At 56.7% G+C, this 15,354-nt stretch carries 16 protein-coding genes and 1 tRNA gene; 11 read left to right on the forward strand and 6 right to left on the reverse strand.

Going from position 1 to position 15,354, the window contains the following annotated elements; genetic code table 11:
- Window positions 1-6 precede the first annotated feature (6 nt).
- From AC0V6N_RS14185 to AC0V6N_RS14200, 4 genes are read right to left on the reverse strand one after another with little or no spacing between them, the layout of a single operon-like run.
- Window positions 7-1,089, reverse strand: a complete 1,083-nt coding sequence (locus tag AC0V6N_RS14185) for a 5-(carboxyamino)imidazole ribonucleotide synthase (protein ID WP_486172186.1) — start codon at window positions 1,087-1,089, stop codon at window positions 7-9.
- Entirely contained in the window at window positions 1,086-1,577 is a 492-nt protein-coding gene (purE, locus tag AC0V6N_RS14190) for a 5-(carboxyamino)imidazole ribonucleotide mutase (RefSeq protein WP_486172187.1), read from the reverse strand. The genes AC0V6N_RS14185 and purE overlap by 4 nt, the downstream gene beginning before the upstream one ends.
- Before the next feature lie 13 nt (window positions 1,578-1,590).
- On the reverse strand, window positions 1,591-2,277 hold the full coding sequence (gene gpmA, locus AC0V6N_RS14195) for a 2,3-diphosphoglycerate-dependent phosphoglycerate mutase (protein WP_486172188.1): 687 nt from the start codon (window positions 2,275-2,277) through the stop codon (window positions 1,591-1,593).
- Between the two features lie 53 nt (window positions 2,278-2,330).
- Window positions 2,331-2,480: a hypothetical protein gene (locus AC0V6N_RS14200; RefSeq protein WP_486172189.1), complete on the reverse strand. Its 150-nt coding sequence runs from the start codon at window positions 2,478-2,480 to the stop codon at window positions 2,331-2,333.
- Between the two features lie 89 nt (window positions 2,481-2,569).
- Here AC0V6N_RS14200 and AC0V6N_RS14205 point away from each other — a divergent pair.
- The 3 genes from AC0V6N_RS14205 to AC0V6N_RS14215 all read left to right on the forward strand — a co-directional run bounded on the left by AC0V6N_RS14205 (window position 2,570) and on the right by AC0V6N_RS14215 (window position 5,029).
- Window positions 2,570-2,644 (forward strand) — tRNA-Thr (locus AC0V6N_RS14205).
- Window positions 2,645-2,717: 73 nt separating this feature from the next.
- Window positions 2,718-3,461, forward strand: coding sequence for a PH domain-containing protein (locus AC0V6N_RS14210; protein WP_486172190.1), 744 nt, complete (start codon window positions 2,718-2,720; stop codon window positions 3,459-3,461).
- A gap of 11 nt (window positions 3,462-3,472) precedes the next feature.
- Window positions 3,473-5,029, forward strand: coding sequence for a PH domain-containing protein (locus AC0V6N_RS14215; RefSeq protein WP_486172191.1), 1,557 nt, complete (start codon window positions 3,473-3,475; stop codon window positions 5,027-5,029).
- Here the strand turns inward: AC0V6N_RS14215 and AC0V6N_RS14220 are convergent.
- Window positions 5,026-5,331 carry a GNAT family N-acetyltransferase gene (locus AC0V6N_RS14220; RefSeq protein WP_486172192.1) on the reverse strand — a complete coding sequence of 102 codons (306 nt, stop codon included), beginning with the start codon at window positions 5,329-5,331 and terminating at the stop codon, window positions 5,026-5,028. The two genes, AC0V6N_RS14215 and AC0V6N_RS14220, sit on opposite strands and share 4 nt — an antisense overlap.
- A gap of 52 nt (window positions 5,332-5,383) precedes the next feature.
- Here AC0V6N_RS14220 and AC0V6N_RS14225 point away from each other — a divergent pair, with 52 nt between their 5' ends.
- Both AC0V6N_RS14225 and AC0V6N_RS14230 read left to right on the forward strand, forming a co-directional pair.
- Entirely contained in the window at window positions 5,384-6,391 is a 1,008-nt protein-coding gene (locus AC0V6N_RS14225; RefSeq protein WP_486172193.1) for a threonine aldolase family protein, read from the forward strand.
- On the forward strand, window positions 6,388-7,308 hold the full coding sequence (locus AC0V6N_RS14230; RefSeq protein WP_486172194.1) for a DMT family transporter: 921 nt from the start codon (window positions 6,388-6,390) through the stop codon (window positions 7,306-7,308). The genes AC0V6N_RS14225 and AC0V6N_RS14230 overlap by 4 nt, the downstream gene beginning before the upstream one ends.
- Here the strand turns inward: AC0V6N_RS14230 and AC0V6N_RS14235 are convergent.
- Window positions 7,285-8,100 carry a Rossmann-fold NAD(P)-binding domain-containing protein gene (locus tag AC0V6N_RS14235; protein ID WP_486172195.1) on the reverse strand — a complete coding sequence of 272 codons (816 nt, stop codon included), beginning with the start codon at window positions 8,098-8,100 and terminating at the stop codon, window positions 7,285-7,287. The genes AC0V6N_RS14230 and AC0V6N_RS14235 overlap by 24 nt on opposite strands.
- Window positions 8,101-8,153: 53 nt before the next feature.
- Here AC0V6N_RS14235 and pepN point away from each other — a divergent pair, with 53 nt between their 5' ends.
- The 6 genes from pepN to AC0V6N_RS14265 all read left to right on the forward strand — a co-directional run bounded on the left by pepN (window position 8,154) and on the right by AC0V6N_RS14265 (window position 15,317).
- Entirely contained in the window at window positions 8,154-10,811 is a 2,658-nt protein-coding gene (pepN, locus tag AC0V6N_RS14240; RefSeq protein WP_486172196.1) for an aminopeptidase N, read from the forward strand.
- A gap of 131 nt (window positions 10,812-10,942) precedes the next feature.
- Complete coding sequence (gene pgeF / locus AC0V6N_RS14245; protein ID WP_486172197.1) at window positions 10,943-11,590, forward strand: peptidoglycan editing factor PgeF; 648 nt, start codon at window positions 10,943-10,945, stop codon at window positions 11,588-11,590.
- Between the two features lie 224 nt (window positions 11,591-11,814).
- Window positions 11,815-12,363, forward strand: coding sequence for a ubiquinol-cytochrome c reductase iron-sulfur subunit (gene petA / locus AC0V6N_RS14250; protein WP_486172198.1), 549 nt, complete (start codon window positions 11,815-11,817; stop codon window positions 12,361-12,363).
- 62 nt (window positions 12,364-12,425) lie between these two features.
- On the forward strand, window positions 12,426-13,751 hold the full coding sequence (locus AC0V6N_RS14255; RefSeq protein ID WP_486172199.1) for a cytochrome b: 1,326 nt from the start codon (window positions 12,426-12,428) through the stop codon (window positions 13,749-13,751).
- 52 nt (window positions 13,752-13,803) lie between these two features.
- On the forward strand, window positions 13,804-14,658 hold the full coding sequence (locus tag AC0V6N_RS14260) for a cytochrome c1 (RefSeq protein WP_486172200.1): 855 nt from the start codon (window positions 13,804-13,806) through the stop codon (window positions 14,656-14,658).
- A gap of 122 nt (window positions 14,659-14,780) precedes the next feature.
- Window positions 14,781-15,317: an adenine phosphoribosyltransferase gene (locus AC0V6N_RS14265; RefSeq protein WP_486172507.1), complete on the forward strand. Its 537-nt coding sequence runs from the start codon at window positions 14,781-14,783 to the stop codon at window positions 15,315-15,317.
- The last annotated feature ends 37 nt before the right edge of the window (window positions 15,318-15,354 follow it).

The following is a 15,354-nucleotide window of genomic DNA, read 5'->3' on the forward strand; positions in this document are numbered from 1 at the left end:
CAGCGCTCACTTGGCCTTATTCGACACGCGAGTTACGTGGCCCATTTTGCGACCTTCGAGCGCTTGATGCTTGCCGTATAGGTGCAGATGTGGCTCACCTTCTTCGTTGAGCATTGCGTGAGCTTCCAGCGCGTCTTTGCCCACAATATTGCGCATTTCGATCTGGCTAAAGCGAGTTTCAGTGCCGCCCAAAGGCAGGCCGCAAATGGCGCGAATGTGGTTTTCAAATTGGCTGGTGGCAGCCCCTTCGATAGTCCAATGGCCAGAATTGTGAACCCGCGGGGCCATCTCGTTGAAAATTGGTCCTTGGGCAGTTGCAAAGAATTCGAGGGTCAAAATTCCAACATAGCCAAGCGCATTGGCAGTTTTTTCAGCGATAGTGCGCGCCTCATCGACCTGCGCCTCAACCGCAGAGCCCGCTGGCAAAACTGACGTCACCAGCATTCCGCCGCGATGGGTGTTGGCAGAGGAATCCCAAAACCGCACTTGCCCAAGAGCGCTGCGTACAAGGATGACCGAGAATTCCGCCTGAAAGTCGACCATGCCTTCGTAAATGCAAGTGCGGCCTGGAAAACGAACCCCTTTGGCTTCGTAATCGGAAGTGATGCGCCATTGGCCCTTGCCATCATAGCCATCGCGCGCGGTCTTTAGGATGCCGGGATTGCCGATCCTTTCGAGCGCGCGTTGGAAATCATCATCGCTTTCAACGCGGGTGTAGGGTGCACAGCGCGCGCCCAATTCCTCGACGAAGCGCTTTTCATTGAGGCGATCCTGCGCGACCTCCAAAGCGCGACGTCCAGGCAATAGCCGGTCGCGCGGCATGGCATCGACCACGCTGAGCGGGACGTTTTCAAACTCCCAAGTCACAACGTCACATTGCGAAGCGAACGAGGCGAGGGCGGAGGTGTCGCCCCAGCCATTCTCAAAAAAATCTGAGCAAACGTCGGCGGCAACATTATCGCCTGCAGGCGCATAACCAATGCAGCGATAGCCCAACTGATTGGCCGCCATTGCCAGCATCCGGCCCAATTGTCCTCCGCCCAAAATGCCAATTGTTGAGCCGGGGGGTAGAGGCGTCATCTCGCTCATTCAGGAACCTCGCCCACGGCCGCACTGCGTTCAGCGCGCCAATCTTGCAATCGGATCGAAAGCTCCTCGTCGCTCAAAGCGAGGATCGCCGCAGCCATTAAAGCAGCGTTTTTCGCGCCAGCCTCTCCGATTGCCAGCGTTCCGACCGGAATGCCGGCGGGCATTTGCACTATAGAGAGAAGGCTGTCCCAGCCCGAAAGCGCCTTTGATTGAACCGGTACGCCTAATACGGGCAAATGCGTCATGGCGGCGATCATGCCGGGCAGATGCGCCGCGCCGCCTGCGCCTGCGATAACCACGTCAAAGCCTTCGCCCTCTGCCCCTTTGGCAAACGCGCTCATCCTGTCCGGCGTGCGATGCGCAGAGACGATCCGGGCTTCGTGCTCGATATCCAACTCGCTCAAGATGTCAGCAGCCAGCCGCATGGTCGGCCAGTCGGACTGGCTCCCCATCACAATTGCAACTCTGCTTGCGTCTCTTTTGGCCATAGAAAGCCGCCCCTCAGCTGTCTTTCAGATAGTACCGTTCACCCGGCACCATATTTTCGTCAAAGTCATAGATGATCGGCTGGCCCGTGGGAATCTCAAGGCCTGTGATGTCCTCATCGGAGATGTTTGACAGGTGCTTGACCAAGGCGCGCAAGGAATTGCCGTGGGCTGAGATGATGACGGTCTCTCCGCTGGTAAGCACCGGCAAAATGTCGCTCTCCCAATAGGGCAGCACCCGCTCAATCGTGAGCTTCAGGCTTTCGGTGTAGGGGACATCAATTCCTTCATAGCGCGGGTCTGCGCCCGGATCATACTGGCTGCCAGCCTCCATCACAGGCGGCGGCGTATCAAAACTGCGGCGCCAGATATGCACCTGCTCATCACCGTGCTTGTCGCGCGTTTCTTGTTTGTTGAGGCCGGTCAGCCCACCATAATGCCGTTCATTCAGGCGCCAGTCTTTGGTCACGGGCAGCCACAAACGGTTCATCTCTTCTAGTGCGAGATTTAGTGTTTTGATCGCACGCGTTTGGAAACTTGTGAAACAGGTTGTGGGCAGAACGCCCTTTTCCAGCATCAAAGTGCCCGCCTCTTTGGCTTCGGCCACGCCTTTTTCGGTAAGATCAACATCCCACCAACCGGTGAAGCGATTTTCTAGGTTCCACTGGCTTTGGCCGTGACGAACAAGGATGAGCTTGGGCATTTTCCCTCCAAGGAGCGGGTGGCTAGACCACACCGAATAACAGCCAACTTCCGTTAGCTGCCCCCAGTATCCTTGGGAACCCCTTCTTCCAGCGATTCGGACTTCATTTCGCGCCCTTGCGATTTGCGGCGGCGAAGGTTCTCGCGCAATTTGGCTGCCAAACGCTCCTCGCGCGACATATTCTTGTCATTGTGTTCACTCATACGAAACGTCTTGCCGATAACCGCCTGCCTCTTCAAGCATGGCTTGACATTATGCGCCTTCGAAGTGATAGGCGCGCGTCTTCGGATAAGCCGCGGTAGCTCAGTGGTAGAGCGCACCCTTGGTAAGGGTGAGGCCGAGAGTTCAATTCTCTCTCGTGGCACCATTCCCCTTTCATCCATAGAAATTGGCGCGCATTCGCTCTTGCGCACGTCGCGTATGCGCCGCATCTATATGAGATGAGCACAGAGGGATCAGGCACACCGCCCAAGGCTGGTGATGCACAAGACGCGCGCGACAAACCCCAAGGGAACCGCGCAAGGCAATTGTTCGGCCATAAAGGTGGTGGATCGCCGTGGGAGGGTGATGAGAGGCGCCAGAATCCCGCAGGCTCGCAGCCGATAACGGCTACTCAGCTCGACACATCGTCTGCGCCCTATCCAAAAAAGGCTTCGTATGCGCAGGGTGACAGCAGCCCCGTGAAGAGCGACATCTTCTCCGACATTGATGATGAGGGAGATCTCACCAAGCTGCATCCCAATTACAAGCTATTGATGCGGATCGGCGCGGTGATCCTAGGATTGATCATCGCTGCGGGTGCCATCGTGATTGACGCAGCTCTTAATGACCAGTTGGGCACGCCCATGGGCATTTTGACCGGCATCGGCGTGCTCTTCGCGCTGTTTCTGATCATTCGCGTGCCAACGGCTCGGTTCAATGCGCGAGGGTATCAAATCAGCCATGACCGCCTGCGCGTTGTGCGCGGGATCATGTGGCATTCCGATACGATCGTTCCGTTTGGCCGGGTGCAGCATATCGACGTTGATCAAGGCCCGATTGAACGCGCCCTTAGCATCGCCACCATGACGCTACATACAGCGGGTAGCCACAACGCCTCTGTTCGTTTGCCAGGGTTGGGGCATGAACTTGCCGTGGAAATGCGTGAGGCAATTCGCGAGCATATCAAGCGGGAAAGCATGTGAGCGTCGAAACGATGAGCGCTCTTGATGAAAATGCGACGGCAGAACCACGCAATACCGCGCCTGTAAGCGTGCTGGTGGGGGCGATTGCGGGTCTAAAGAATGCCGTATTTCCGGCCATCGCAGCGGCTGTGAGCACAGGCATTAGCGGCATGGGTCTGTTCATCGGATTGGGCGTTGGAATTGCGATTTTTGTGGTCTCTGCGCTCTTTTCCTATCTGGGATGGAAGCGCCTGACCTACACCGTTGGCGCGGCTGATATTCGCGTCGAAAGCGGCATTCTGAGCCGCTCTGCTCGTTCGGTGCCCTATGACCGCATTCAAGATGTAAGCCTTGAGCAAAAGCTAATCCCGCGGCTCCTCGGCTTGGTCGCGGTGAAGTTCGAAACCGGAGCAGGCGGGGGCGACGATCTCAGCCTAAATTTCCTGACTGAGGAAGATGGCGAAGAGCTGCGTCAATTGGTCCGCACCCGCCGCGATGCTGAAGCAGTCGCTACCACCCAGACAGATGAAGCTTCGCGACCCTCTGACGAGGAAGAAGGAGAGCCGCTTTTCACAATGGGGCCGGGCAGGCTTTTCACATTTGGTATTTTTGAATTCTCACTCGCCGTTTTCGCGGTGTTGTTCGGTCTGTTCCAATATGCTGGCAATCTGGTCGATTTTGATCTGGCGGATCCTGATTTCTGGCTGAGTTGGTTCACGATTGGTGATGGCGGGCTGACTGACCAGATCACCACTGCAAGTCCCGGCGTGCAGGCACTGACTGCGCTTGCAGGCCTCGCGCTCGTCTTCGTCGTGGGCTCTGCAACCGGCATGGTGCGAGTATTCTTGCGCGAATGGGGCTTTTTGCTTGAGCGAACTGAACGCGGATTTAGGCGGCGGCGAGGCCTTTTGACAAAAACCGATGTCGTGATGCCCATCCACCGTGTTCAAGGTGTCAAACTGGGCACCGGATTTCTGCGATATCGGTTCGGCTGGCACGGTTTGAGCTTTGTCAGCCTTGCACAAGATATGGGTGCTTCGAACCATGTGGTCGCGCCCTTTGCCAAGCTCGCTGAAATTGATCCGATTGTCGAAGCGGCTGGTTTCCACCTTCCTGCTGAAGACGCCGATTGGCACCGCGCAACCGAAAAGTATTTGTTTGATAGCGCAGTTGGCGATGCGATCTTTTTCGTGGTCGCGGCCATTGCAGCGTTTGTCGCCACGTCGATCTTTTCGCCGGAATGGACCGCCCTCGCGACTGGCATACCGTTGGTGCTGGCAGGGATTGCGGCCATCGCAAATGTTCTAGCTTGGCGGTTTCAGCGTCACGCGCTCGATCAAACACAGATCATGGCGAGCCGCGGTGTACTTGCCCCGCGCAGCCATATTGCGACCCGGCTAAAACTGCATTCGGTTGAGATTTCGCAGGGACCAATCTCAAGGTGGCGTGGCTATGCGACGCTACATTTGGGGCAGGCGGGCGGAGAATTTTCAATTCCCGGAATCCCGGTGGAACGCGCGCGCGCGGTTCGGCGTGAGGTTTTGGAGACAATTGCCGCCACGGATTTCTCCCAATTGGAAAGCGCTTAGGCCCTTAAGTCACCCCATTCTGGATTCTTGTCGAATTTCTTGGCGACGTACCAGCATTGAGGGGCGACCTTGAAACCCTGCTCGCGCGCGTCCGCAATCAGGCGCTTGACCAGCAAACCGGCAATCCCGCGACCGCCAATCTCTGGCGGCACAATAGTGTGTGTGGCCACCCGAACGCCCTCTGTCTGCGGTTCCCATTCAAGGTAGCCGACCGTCTCTTTGCCGGGCACCTGCGCGACATATCTGCCCCCCTTCCCGTGGTCGAGATGGGTAATGGTGACGCCGGAATTGCGATCAGTCATTTGCATGCTCCTGCTTGCACTTGGTGGCTGCGCGGTTAGAGGCGGATGAGCCATGACACAGCTTAAACCCTTTCTCTCCGACAATGCCGCCCCCGTCCACCCAAAGGTGTGGGAGGCGATGAAGGCCGCAGACAGCGCGGATAATCCCTATGATGGCGATGCTTTGTCGGCGGAGCTTGATGCGCGCTTTAGTGCTTTGTTTGGCCGGGATTGCGCCGCGCTTTGGACGGCCACCGGCACGTCGGCCAATTGCCTGGCGCTGGGGACCATGGTTCAACCCCATGGCGGCGTGATTTGCCATGAAGAGGCGCATATCGAAGTCGACGAAGGCGGCGCGCCGGGTTTCTATCTCCACGGAGCAAAGCTGATGCTGGCAGGTGGCGAAGGAGCAAAGCTAACACCGGAAGATATCGCGGCGTTGATCGATCCGATCCGTGATGATGTGCATCAGGTGCAGCCTCATGCCATCGCCATCACGCAGGCGAGTGAATATGGCCGCAGTTACAATGCCGACGAACTCGCCTTACTGAGCGCCTTTGCCGAGCAGCGCGGTTTGGGCCTTCACATGGATGGTGCCCGCTTTGCCAATGCCGCAGCGTTTCTGGGCGGTGATGCGGCAGCAGCAGCGGGCGGCGTCGACAGTCTTGCATTCGGCTTCATCAAAAATGGCGGCATGTCCGCAGAGGCCGTAATCCTGTTCGATCCCGACCGCGCCGCAGAGGTCAAATATCGCCGCAAGCGCGCAGGCCATTTGCAATGCAAGGGGCGCTATTTGGCAGCACAAATCCTCGCGATGCTTGATGGTGATCTGTGGCTCAGCAATGCGCGCCATGCCAATGCGGCAGCGCAAGATATCGCCAGCGGCTGTGCTGATCGCCTGATGCATCCGGTCGAAGCGAACGAGCTGTTTGTGCGCCTATCCGCAGCAGAGCGCGATGCATTGCGCGCGCAAGACTTTGCCTTCTATGATTGGGGCGAATACGCTGCCCGCTTTGTGACGGCGTGGGACACGCGCGCTGAGGATGCGAGCGCCCTGGGCAAGGCTATTGCTGCTCTATGAGCGCCCCTTCTAGCGGGATGCTGACACCCCGCGTTATCATACCATTCCTGCTCACTGGCACGATCTGGGGGTCCACTTGGCTGGTGATAACCGGCCAGATTGACGGCGTGCCAGCTGCGTGGTCGGTGTTCTACCGTTTCGCGCTAGCAACCCCTGCGCTGTTTTTGGTCGCATTCTTGATGAAGCGCCGTTTGAAGCTAACCCGGCCTGAGCACATGCTCGCGGCGTTTGTCGGGATATTCCAATTCAGCGGCAACTTCCTATTTGTCTATCACGCCGAGCTGTATGTGACCTCAGGCATTGTCGCGATGATGTTTGGGTTGCTGATGGTACCCAACGCCCTGTTCGGCAGGCTCTTTTTGGGTGAGCGCGTCCAAGGTGGCTTTCTGATCGGCAGCGCGATTGCGATTGCGGGTGTGTCAGCGCTGCTGTTCCACGAATGGTATGCAAATCCCGATGCAGGCGTGATCGGCGGCGATCCGGGCTGGGGGATTGCGCTTGCGATGCTGGGTATCGTGGCCGCATCCGTTGCCAATGTTATACAAGCCAACCCCACGGGCCGCGCTGTACCAATGGTGAGCTTGCTCGCATGGGCTATCCTCTACGGCACTATCTTTGACCTTGGTTTCGCTTGGGCAACCGCCGGCCCGCCGCCTTTGCCAACTTCGAGCAAATACTGGATGGGGATTGTCTATCTGGCGCTAATCGGGTCAGTCATCACCTTCCCGCTGCACTATAATCTGGTGCGCGAAATCGGGGCGGGGCGCACAGCCTACAATTCGATCCTGACGATCTCGGTCGCGATGCTGCTCTCGACTTTATTCGAAGGCTATCAATGGACTTGGTTGACTGCTGGCGGAATGGTTCTCGCGGTAATTGGGATGGTCTTGGCCTTAAGAGCCAAGCAAACTCGCTAAGCCTTCGGCATAAGTCGGATATTGTGGCTGCCAGCCTAGCATGCGTTTCGCTTTGCTATTCGCAACACGGCGGTTCTCGCCATAAAAGCCGCGCGCCATGGGGGAGAGCTTGGCTTCCTCCAGCGTCTCCATTTTAGGAGGCTCCACACCAAGCAAAGCGCAGGCATGCTCTGTCACGGCATTGCCGCTGATGGGGAGGTCATCGCCGAGATTGTAGGCACCGGGAGGAGCATTGTTCGTCATCCCTGCAACCACTCCGCTCGCAATATCATCGACATGGCAACGGCTGAAAACTTGCCCCGGCAAATCAATCCGCCGCGCCCGGCCATCGCGAACCCGGTCAAGCGCGCTTCGGCCGGGGCCGTAGATGCCGGGCAAGCGGAAGACGCGCGCGCCCATATCGAGCCAAGCTTTGTCCGCCTCAGCTCGGGCATTGCGCCGACCCTCGCCGGTTTCGGCAATTGTCGGCGTGCTCTCATCGACCCAAGAGCCCTGTGCATCACCATAGACACCGGTTGATGAGAGGTAAAACAGCCCCGCTCGTTCCAACTCGACGCCAAAGACCTCTTCGGAATAATGCTCTAACACTGGATCACCACCGCTTTCCCGGTCAGGTGGAACCGAGGAAAGGACATGTGTTGCCTGCCCAAGCGCACCAATCACCGCCGCGCGATCCGTAAAATCAACATTGCCCGCACTACCTGTCGCATCGACCTGCCAGCCAAGTGCCTCCACTGCAAATTTGATGCGTTTTGCCGTGTAGCCGAGGCCAAAGATCAATAATCGCGCCATGCTGGGCCTAGTGCAGCTAGACGCGCAGCAAAATCAATCTAAATCATAGCGTCATGGATATTGCAGCCAAACCCACCACCGCTGATGGCACCCCAGTTCTTGCTGACGCCGCCCCTACCCCAAAAGAGCCGCCGGTGATCCGGCGAGAGGATTACACGCCCTATCCGTGGCTCGTTCCGCATACATCGCTTCATTTCGATCTTGGACTTGAAGAAACACAAGTCACATCGCGCCTCATGATCGAGCGTAATCCGGCGGCTGAGCCATCGCAGGAATTGCGGCTGAACGGTGATGGGTTGAAGGCGACATCTGTTAGCGTTGACGGCAAGCCTGCAGATGTTGGCATTTATGGCGATGATATTGTGGTCATGATCCCGGACGCAGAGGGCACGCACGAAGTCCAGATTGCCACCACAATCAATCCCAGCACCAACACCACTTTGATGGGCCTTTACGCATCCAATGGAATGCTTTGCACACAGTGTGAGGCTGAAGGTTTCAGGCGCATCACGTTCTTCCCAGACCGCCCTGACGTGCTTTCCACTTACAGCGTTCGCATGGTGGGCGATAAGGCGCTGTTCCCGATCCTCCTTTGCAACGGCAACAAAGAGGGTGAGGGTGATTTGTCAGGGGACAGGCACTATGCTGAGTGGCACGATCCATGGCCTAAGCCGTCCTATCTCTTCGCACTCGTGGCTGGTGACCTGGTTGCGAAGTCCGGGCCGTTCGCCACCATGTCTGGCCGCGAAGTGGAGTGCAATATCTGGGTCCGCGCTGAGGACATTGAACGCACTGATCACGCACTTGAATCGCTCCACCGTTCCATGAAGTGGGATGAAGAGACCTTTGGACGCGAATATGACCTCGACCTCTACAACATCGTCGCCGTCAGCGATTTCAACATGGGGGCGATGGAGAACAAAGGCCTCAACGTCTTCAACACCAAATATGTTCTCGCCGATGTAGAGACCGCGACCGATGGTGATTTTGACGCTGTCGAAGGCGTGATTGCGCACGAATACTTCCACAATTGGTCAGGCAACCGGATTACGTGCCGCGATTGGTTCCAGCTCTCCTTAAAAGAGGGCTTTACCGTGCTGCGCGATCAGCTGTTCAGTCAGGATATGCGCGGCGAAGCGGTGAAGCGGATTGAGGATGTGCGCATCCTTCGTGCTGCGCAATTCCCTGAAGATGCAGGGCCGCTAGCACATTCAATCCGCCCGGATAGCTATCGCGAGATCAGCAATTTCTACACCGCGACCGTTTACAATAAAGGCGCCGAAGTCATCCGTATGATGCGCTCAATGGCCGGCGTTAAACGCTTCCGCGCGGGCACTGACCTCTATTTTGACCGCCACGATGGCGAAGCGGCTACCTGCGAGGATTTCGTCAAAGCAATAGAGGATGGAGCGGGGCTTGATCTTGAACAATTCCGCCTGTGGTATCATCAGGCTGGCACACCAAACATCATCGCTACCCAAAGCATCGAAGGCGGTGTTCTGAACCTGACGCTCAAACAAACTGTTCCCGCAACGCCCGGTCAATCAGACAAACAACCCATGCCGATCCCGCTGCGTGTGGCAGTGCATTCTCGTGAGAGTGAGATGCTGGGCGAGGAGAACCTGATTGTATTGACCGAGGGCGAGCAAACATTCGAGCTTCCGCTTGCCGGACCCGATGCCGTGGTGTCTATCAATCGCGGATACACGGCGCCCGTGATTATCGAGCGTGCGCTGAGCCGCGAAGACCTCGTCTTCCTCGCCGCGAGGGATGACGATCCCTTTGCTCGCTATGAAGCTTTGCAGGAGTTGGCGGTTGGCCATCTGGTGTCCGCTGCCCGAGGGGAAGATATTGGCGACGCAATAGATGCCATCGTCGGAGCATTCCGCTCGATCCTCGTAGACGACGCGCTTGACGACAATATGCGCGGTGAGTTGATGTTGCTGCCAAGCGAAACCTATTTGTTCGAAGCAATGGCGTCTGACGGACAAAAAGCTGATCCCGGCGCGATCCATGATGCGCGAGAGCACCTCAAGAAAATGATCGGCGTTAACCTGCGCAGTGAGTTGGGGCAATTGTATGATCGGGTTGCGGCGGTTCCACTTGGCGATGCCAATGGCCGCGGCGCGCGCAAAGTAAAGTCTGCAAGCCTCGGCCTGTTGGCAGCTGGCGATCCTGGCACGGCAAACCTGCTGGCATCTGCGCAATTCAAAGGTGCGGACAATATGACCGACCGACAAGGCGCGTTGATGGTTTTGGCATCGCTCGAAACCTTGGAGCGGGAGGAGGCTTTGACGGCCTTTTACGACCGCTTCAAAGGCAACGATCTGGTCATCGACAAATGGTTCACTTTGCAAGCAATCTCGCTGCATCCGGATGTGATAAAGCAAACGCGCGAGCTGGCTGAGCATGCCGACTTCACAATGAGCAACCCGAACCGCGTGCGCTCCCTTTACATGGCCTTTGCGAGCAACCCTTCGGCGTTTCATGATGCGAGCGGGGCGGGCTATCGGATGATCGCGGATGTGATCCTCGCGCTTGACCCGATCAATCCGCAAACGGCGGCGCGCTTTGTCTCGCCGCTAGGTCGCTGGCGACGGATTGAACCGGGACGTGCAGCTTTGATGAAAGCTGAGCTTGAACGGATTGCAGAGGCCGAGAACCTCTCTCGCGATACGTTCGAGCAGGTGTCTCGCAGCCTAAACGGTTAGTACAAGTGCAGCCCAAACCGACCTTCGATATTGCTCGGGCTGATGTTTTGGACGGGATTCCGCATGGCTTTTTTGGATCATGCGACGGCGCACACCAATTTGGGTTTGGGGGCCCTGGAAAAGCTGAAGATGTGCGCTCGCTTCGTGCAGCGGCAGCCGATGCAATTGTGCAAGGTGCACCGCTCTTGGCTCCGCATCAGGTCCATTCACCTGACGTTGTGACCATTGGCAATGTCTGGCCTGATGAACCGGAGGGAAGGCCGGTGGCTGATGCCGTTGTGACGAACAGGTCGGATATTGTCCTTGGCATCGTCACAGCCGATTGCGCGCCAGTGCTGTTCGCAGATCGCCAAGCGGGAGTGGTTGGTGCCGCTCATGCTGGATGGCGCGGCGCTGTTGGTGATGAAAATGGCAGCGTGCTCTGCAACACTATCCAAGCGATGGAAGCATTGGGAGCGAAGCGAGAAAATATTGCCGCTGCGATTGGCCCCACCATTGCGCAGCCGAGTTATGAAGTTGATGCAGCCTTTCGCGAGAACTTCGATGCGAGTGACGAGCCGCACTTCGCGCCCGCGGCGGTGAGGGCCGGATTGGAGCGCTGGCACTTCGATTTGCCATCCTACATCCTCACCAAATTGCGCGAAAACGGGCTAGTGGATGTTACCGATATCGCACAGGATACTTTCTCCAACCCTGACAGATATTTCTCCTATCGCCGCGCCTCACAAAATGATGATCCCAACTATGGCAGGCAAATCAGTATGATAGCGGTTTCCTAAACGCGCTTGCACACAAGCGAACGAAGGATGCTCAAAACACAGTTGGATTCGCGGCGATTTGAAGTATATGGCGCGCCAAACCGGGATCGAAAGTGCAAGATGTGCGTTCGGCTCCCAACAGGGTAAATCAAGAAACCCCTGACGCAGGATTTGCGGCAGGGCAATTCAGTGAAATCCGCAAGAGGGCAAATCCGCTTGCGGCAAAACGAGCAGGGTAATTGATTATGGCTTCCACTGCAGAAGGTATCGAAGACGGCGTTCGTCGCCGCGATTGGATCCATATTGCAGCTGTCAGCACCGCCGGCGTAGGCGGGGCATCGGTTCTGTTTCCATTGGTGAGCCAGATGGCTCCGACCAAAGATGTGCTCGCGGCATCGACCACCGATGTGGACGTGTCTGCTATTGAGCCGGGTCAATCGATCAAGGGCGTATTCCGGGATCAGCCGCTTTTCGTTAAGCGCATGACGCCAGAGGAAATTGCCCAAGCGCAAGCCGATGACGCGGTCACGCTTCGCGACCCTGAAACGCTTGCCGACCGCTTGGGTGAAGGCAATGCCGATATTCTGGTACAGCTTGGCGTATGTACGCACCTCGGCTGTGTGCCGCTCGGCGCTGGTGAGGGTGAGGACAAGGGTGAGTTTGACGGCTATTTCTGCCCTTGCCACGGTTCGCACTACGACGCCGCTGGCCGCATCCGCAAAGGCCCTGCGCCAACTAACCTTGCGGTGCCTGAATTTGAATTCACGTCTGAAAGCACCATCCGCGTCGGGTGATCGAACGTAACTCGATACAGCCGACCTAAAGTTACACGCTGAGTAAAGAGCAAGAGAGCATTATGAGCTTCGCCTGGGCCAATCAGTACGAACCGAAAAACGATTTCACCAAGTGGATTGATGAGAAGCTGCCGCTGCCGCGCCTCGTCTACAACGCTGTGGGTGCAGGATATCCGGTTCCGCGCAACCTCAACTACATGTGGAATTTCGGCGTTCTCGCCGGCTTCTTCTTGATGTTCCAGATCATCACCGGCGTTGTGCTGGCGATGCATTATGCTGCGAACACGGCCGTCGCATTTGGCCAGATTGAGCACATCATGCGCGATGTGAATTACGGCTGGATGATGAAATATGCGCACGCCAATGGCGCCAGCTTCTTCTTCATGGTGATCTACCTGCATATCTTCCGCGGATTCTATTACTCATCATACAAAGCGCCGCGTGAAATGATCTGGCTGCTGGGTGTGGTGATCTTCTTGCTGATGATGGCGACAGCTTTCATGGGCTACGTTTTGCCATGGGGTCAGATGAGCTTTTGGGGAGCGAAAGTGATCACCGGCCTGTTTGGCGCGATCCCGTTCATAGGTGAGCCGCTGCAAGTCTGGTTGGTTGGTGGCTATGCGCCGAACGATTCGACGCTCAACCGCTTCTTCTCGCTGCACTTCCTGTTGCCGTTTGTAATCGCAGGTGTTGTGATCCTGCATATCTGGTCGCTGCACATCCCTGGCTCTTCAAACCCGACCGGTGTTGAAGTGAAGCAGGAAAGCGACACTGTGCCGTTCCACCCATATTACACCGCCAAGGATGGCTGGTTCTTGGGTCTGGTTCTGACACTGTTTGCAGCCATCGTGTTCTTTGCGCCGAATGCGCTGGGCCATGCGGAGAACTGGATCGAAGCGAACCCGCTTTCGACACCGGCTCTGATCGTTCCTGAATGGTATTTCTATCCGTTCTACGCGATCCTGCGTGCCTTTACCGGCGACCTCACGATCCCGTTCACAGGCATTGTTCTGATCGAAGCCAAATTGCTTGGCGTGATCGCTATGTTCGGTTCGATCCTAATCTGGTTCTTCCTGCCATGGCTTGATAAGAGCCCCGTGCGCTCAGGTTCATACCGCCCACTGTTCCGGATCTTCTTCTGGATCTTCGTGATCGACATGGCGGCGCTGTTCTATCTTGGCGGTGCAAAGGCCGAAGAGCCTTACATCCTGCTCAGCCAGATCGCGACGGCTTGGTACTTCCTTCACTTCCTGGTGATCCTTCCGATCATCAGTCAGATCGAAATTCCAAAGGCGCTGCCTTTCTCAATCACCGAGGCGGTGCTTGGAAAGAAGGATGATGCGGCAACCCCTTCTTCAGCGCCTGCTGCAGCAGTTCCCGCAGAGTAAGCGATCGAGCATTACGACAATCACTGACCCGAAAACGAGAAAGAGTTAGGTCATGACAATTCGACTTGGAGGCATCATCCTTGGCCTAGGCCTGACAGCAGTACTGCTGCTGTGGTCGCTCGTGCCCGGAGTTTCGACTCTGGTATCGGATGGTTTTCCGGAAAAGCCCGATTATTACGCCTTTCAGGAAGAGAACATTGCGCCTGAAGGCGGCTTCTCTTTCGACGGCCCGATGGGTACATGGGATACGCAGCAGCTTCAGCGAGGCTATCAAGTCTACAAAGAAGTGTGCTCAGCCTGTCACAGCCTGAAATATGTCGCTTTCCGCAATCTTGCTGAAATCGGTTATAACGAAGACGAAGTTCGCGCCGAAGCGGCAACATGGATGGTGCCCGGCATTGACGGGAAAGACGGTTCGGCGATTGAGCGTCCCGGCCTGCCGACCGACTATTTTCCCGCTCCGTATGCCAATGACGTGGAAGCGCGGGCGTTTAACAACAATGCGATCCCGCCTGATCTTTCGCTGATCACCAAGGCCCGGAATGACGGCGTCCACTATGTCTACTCGCTGATGCAGGGCTACAATGAGCCTGACCCCGCAGACGTTGCCAAGTCACCAGACTTCGAAACGCCTCCGGGCCTGTATTTCAACGAGTATTTCTACAACATCAACATCGCGATGCCGCCGCAGCTCCTTGATGGAATTGTGACTTATTCCGATGGCACTGAAGCAACCGAAGAGCAGATGGCGCAGGACGTTACCGCGTTCCTCACTTGGGCCGGCGAACCATCGCTGATCCAACGTAAGCAAACCGGTTGGTTCGTGATCGGCTTCCTGCTGTTCGCCACCATGCTCGGCTTCCTTTCTTACAAGTCGATCTGGGCTGGTAAGAAACGGAAGAGCTAAGGCACAAGCGCCAACAGCTAACGCAATTCAACAAGCGCCCCATCATCCATTGGCGATGATGGGGCGCTTGTGCTTTAAGACTTCACTATGTGCGAAGGATCAAATGGATGAGCGGTGAAGTCATGTCTCCTGAGGCGCTTAAAGAGCTGATCCGGACAGTTCCTGATTTTCCAGAGCCCGGAATTCAGTTCCGCGACATCACAACGCTGATCGGCCACCCGAAAGGCATGGCGGCAAGCGTCCATCACCTCGCCAATCTGGCTCGCGCAGCGGGCGCTCAGAAAATCGCAGGGATGGAAGCGCGCGGTTTTATCTTTGGCGCAGCTGTTGCAGTAGAACTTGGGATTGGCTTTGTGCCGGTGCGAAAGCCCGGAAAACTGCCGATTGAAACGATCGGGGTCGATTACGCGCTTGAATATGGCACGGACCGGCTGGAGATGGATCCCGGCGCTGTGAGCAAAGGAGAGACAGTGGTGATCGTCGATGATCTCATTGCCACAGGCGGAACCGCGCTCGCCGCCGTACAACTGCTGCGCAAAGCGGGAGCCAAGGTCTCCAATGCGTTGTTCGTGATAAACCTGCCTGACCTTGGCGGCGCTGCGAAATTGCGCGCCGCACTTGTGGATGTTGCGACGCTTATGGAGTTCGAAGGCGACTAGAATCGTTGTTCCAGCCTTGGAACATAGCTTTCGCCCG

The organism is Erythrobacter sp. S57(2025), assembly GCF_057365055.1.

Bases quoted from the DNA above. Each gene is read 5' to 3' on its own strand.
- AC0V6N_RS14230 (WP_486172194.1), top strand. From the start codon at position 6,388: ATGAGCGCCCCTTCTAGCGGGATGCTGACACCCCGCGTTATCATACCA.
- AC0V6N_RS14225 (WP_486172193.1), top strand. From the start codon at position 5,384: ATGACACAGCTTAAACCCTTTCTCTCCGACAATGCCGCCCCCGTCCAC.
- AC0V6N_RS14220 (WP_486172192.1), bottom strand. From the start codon at position 5,331: ATGACTGATCGCAATTCCGGCGTCACCATTACCCATCTCGACCACGGG.
- AC0V6N_RS14210 (WP_486172190.1), top strand. From the start codon at position 2,718: ATGAGCACAGAGGGATCAGGCACACCGCCCAAGGCTGGTGATGCACAA.
- AC0V6N_RS14235 (WP_486172195.1), bottom strand. From the start codon at position 8,100: ATGGCGCGATTATTGATCTTTGGCCTCGGCTACACGGCAAAACGCATC.
- AC0V6N_RS14260 (WP_486172200.1), top strand. From the start codon at position 13,804: ATGACAATTCGACTTGGAGGCATCATCCTTGGCCTAGGCCTGACAGCA.
- AC0V6N_RS14265 (WP_486172507.1), top strand. From the start codon at position 14,781: ATGTCTCCTGAGGCGCTTAAAGAGCTGATCCGGACAGTTCCTGATTTT.
- gpmA (WP_486172188.1), bottom strand. From the start codon at position 2,277: ATGCCCAAGCTCATCCTTGTTCGTCACGGCCAAAGCCAGTGGAACCTA.
- pepN (WP_486172196.1), top strand. From the start codon at position 8,154: ATGGATATTGCAGCCAAACCCACCACCGCTGATGGCACCCCAGTTCTT.
- AC0V6N_RS14200 (WP_486172189.1), bottom strand. From the start codon at position 2,480: ATGAGTGAACACAATGACAAGAATATGTCGCGCGAGGAGCGTTTGGCA.
- AC0V6N_RS14185 (WP_486172186.1), bottom strand. From the start codon at position 1,089: ATGAGCGAGATGACGCCTCTACCCCCCGGCTCAACAATTGGCATTTTG.
- petA (WP_486172198.1), top strand. From the start codon at position 11,815: ATGGCTTCCACTGCAGAAGGTATCGAAGACGGCGTTCGTCGCCGCGAT.
- AC0V6N_RS14255 (WP_486172199.1), top strand. From the start codon at position 12,426: ATGAGCTTCGCCTGGGCCAATCAGTACGAACCGAAAAACGATTTCACC.
- AC0V6N_RS14215 (WP_486172191.1), top strand. From the start codon at position 3,473: ATGAGCGCTCTTGATGAAAATGCGACGGCAGAACCACGCAATACCGCG.
- purE (WP_486172187.1), bottom strand. From the start codon at position 1,577: ATGGCCAAAAGAGACGCAAGCAGAGTTGCAATTGTGATGGGGAGCCAG.